At 69.9% G+C, this 2492-nt stretch carries 1 protein-coding gene, 1 rRNA gene and 1 pseudogene; all 3 read left to right on the top strand.

Annotation, left to right across the window (positions count from 1 at the left end; all coding sequences use genetic code 11):
• A 5S ribosomal RNA gene (gene rrf / locus ACFUK0_RS40065) occupies nucleotides 1-92 on the top strand; the annotation flags it as partial.
• 142 nt (nucleotides 93-234) lie between these two features.
• Nucleotides 235-1446 (top strand): annotated as a pseudogene (locus ACFUK0_RS40060) (hypothetical protein); the annotation flags it as partial.
• A 66-nt stretch (nucleotides 1447-1512) separates the two neighbouring features.
• Entirely contained in the window at nucleotides 1513-2415 is a 903-nt protein-coding gene (locus tag ACFUK0_RS40055; protein WP_380259006.1) for a tetratricopeptide repeat protein, read from the top strand.
• Nucleotides 2416-2492 lie beyond the last annotated feature (77 nt).

Here is a 2492-nt window from a genome sequence, read left to right as displayed (position 1 = left end):
CGCCCGGTTACATTCCGAACCCGGAAGCTAAGCCTCAAAGCGCCGATGGTACTGCAGGGGGGACCCTGTGGGAGAGTAGGACGCCGCCGAACAATCTTTCAAAGGCCGTGGCCCCAGCATCTCGCTGGGGCCGCGGCTTTTTTGTTTTCTCTGGACATATGTACGACCGGCTTGTCGGGAGTCACTCTCCGCCCAGACGCGGGGGACTCCGGGATGTCGGACAATGGAGATGGTGCGCGGCCACGAGGCCGGCATCGAACCGCTCCGGGCGCTGGTGTCGCCCGAGGTAGCGGTAGAGCTGAAGTAGCAGAAGGAGTCACCACGATGCCGAACCCGCCCCAGGACCGACCCGAGCGCCGACCGGACGACGGCCGTGGCTACGAGCCCCGGTCCCGCGGTGGCTTCAACCGTGACGACCGCGGCCCCCGTCGTGACGACCGCCCCTCGGGTGGCGGTAGTTACAACCGTGACGACCGTGGTCCGCGTCGGGACGACCGCCCCTCGGGTGGCGGTAGTTACAACCGTGACGACCGTGGTCCGCGTCGGGACGACCGTCCCAGCGGTGGCGGTGGGTTCCGTCGTGACGATCGCCCGAGTGGTGGCGGCTTCAACCGTGACGACCGTGGTCCGCGTCGTGATGACCGTCCCTCCGGTGGTGGCTTCAACCGCGATGACCGTGGTCCGCGTCGGGACGACCGTCCCAGCGGTGGCGGTGGGTTCCGTCGTGACGACCGTCCCTCCGGTGGTGGCTTCAACCGCGATGACCGTGGCCCGCGTCGCGATGACCGCCCCTCCGGTGGTGGCTTCAACCGTGACGACCGTGGCCCGCGTCGTGACGACCGTCCGTCCGGTGGTGGCTTCAACCGTGACGACCGTGGCCCGCGTCGTGACGACCGTCCCTCCGGTGGTGGGTTCCGTCGTGACGACCGTCCCTCCGGTGGTGGCTTCAACCGTGACGACCGTGGCCCGCGTCGCGATGACCGTCCCTCCGGTGGTGGCTTCAACCGCGATGACCGTGGTCCGCGTCGTGACGACCGTCCCTCCGGTGGTGGCTTCAACCGTGACGACCGTCCGTCCGGTGGTGGGTTCCGTCGTGACGATCGCCCGTCCGGCTTCAACCGCGATGACCGTGGTCCGCGTCGCGATGACCGTCCCTCCGGTGGTGGCTTCAACCGCGATGACCGTGGTCCGCGTCGCGATGACCGTCCCAGCGGTGGTGGCTTCAACCGTGACGACCGTCCGTCCGGTGGTGGGTTCCGTCGCGACGATCGCCCGTCCGGCTTCAACCGCGATGACCGTGGTCCGCGTCGCGACGACCGTCCCTCCGGTGGCGGCTTCAACCGTGACGACCGTGGTCCGCGCCGTGACGACCGCCCGAGTGGGCGTCCGTACGAGAACCGTGGTGAGAGCCGTGGCGGCGGGCGTTTCGAGGGACGTCGGGACGACTACCGCGGTCAGGACGACCGTGGGGGCTACGACGACCGTCGGGGGAACTTCGAGCCGGTCAAGCGGCTGCCGATTCCCGACGACGTCACGGGCTTCGAGATCGACTCCGACGTGCGCCAGGAGCTCAAGAGCCTGCCGAAGACGCTCGCGGACGATGTCGCGCGCAACCTCGTGATGGTGGCCCGTCTGCTGGACAGCGAGCCCGAGGAGGCCTACCAGTACTCGCGTATCGCGCTGCGGCTGGCTTCCCGCGTGGCCGCCGTTCGTGAGGCCGCGGGCTTCGCCTCGTACGTGACGCAGCGGTACGCCGAGGCGCTGACCGAGTTCCGTGCCTCGCGTCGGATGACCGGCCGGGTGGACCTGTGGCCGGTGATGGCCGACTGCGAGCGTGGTCTGGGCCGCCCCGAGCGGGCGCTGGCGATGGCCGGTGAGCCCGAGGTGAAGCAGCTGGACAAGGCCGGCCAGGTCGAGATGCGTCTGGTCGCGGCCGGCGCGCGTGGCGACATGGAGCAGTTCGACGCTGCCGTGGTGACGCTGCAGAGCCCCGAGCTGGCGTCCAACTCGGTCCACCCGTGGAGCGCGCGGCTCCGCTACGCGTACGCCGAGGCGCTGATCGCGGCCGGTCGTGCGGACGAGGCCCGTGACTGGTTCGCGAAGGCCGCCGACGCGGACACCGACGGTTCGACCAACGCCTCCGAGCGGCTGGCCGAGATCGACGGCCTGGAGTTCGTGGACGCGCTCGACCCGGAGCTTGCGGGCGAGGAGGACTCGGAGGCCGGCGACGACGTCGCCGCCGAGCCCAGGGCCCGCACGAAGTCGGGTGGCGCGCCGGACGAGCGGGAGATGTTCGAGGACGAGGAAGACGTCGAGGAGTACTACGACGAGGACGACCTGGAGATCGACGAGGACTTCGACGGCAACGCCCCGAAGCGCGCGGACTCCGACTCGGCCGGCCGCGACGAGCGCTGACCGAAGCTGACGTACTGAGCTGACGTACTGAGCCGAGGTACGACAGAGGCCCCGCAGCACCCCCGGAGGGTGCTGCG

The organism is Kitasatospora sp. NPDC057223, assembly GCF_042669755.1.
In the GTDB taxonomy this organism is placed as follows: Bacteria; Actinomycetota; Actinomycetes; order Streptomycetales; family Streptomycetaceae; genus Kitasatospora.
The sequence above is the reverse complement of the archived record's forward strand: the minus strand, read 5'-3'. Positions and strand labels throughout refer to the sequence as shown.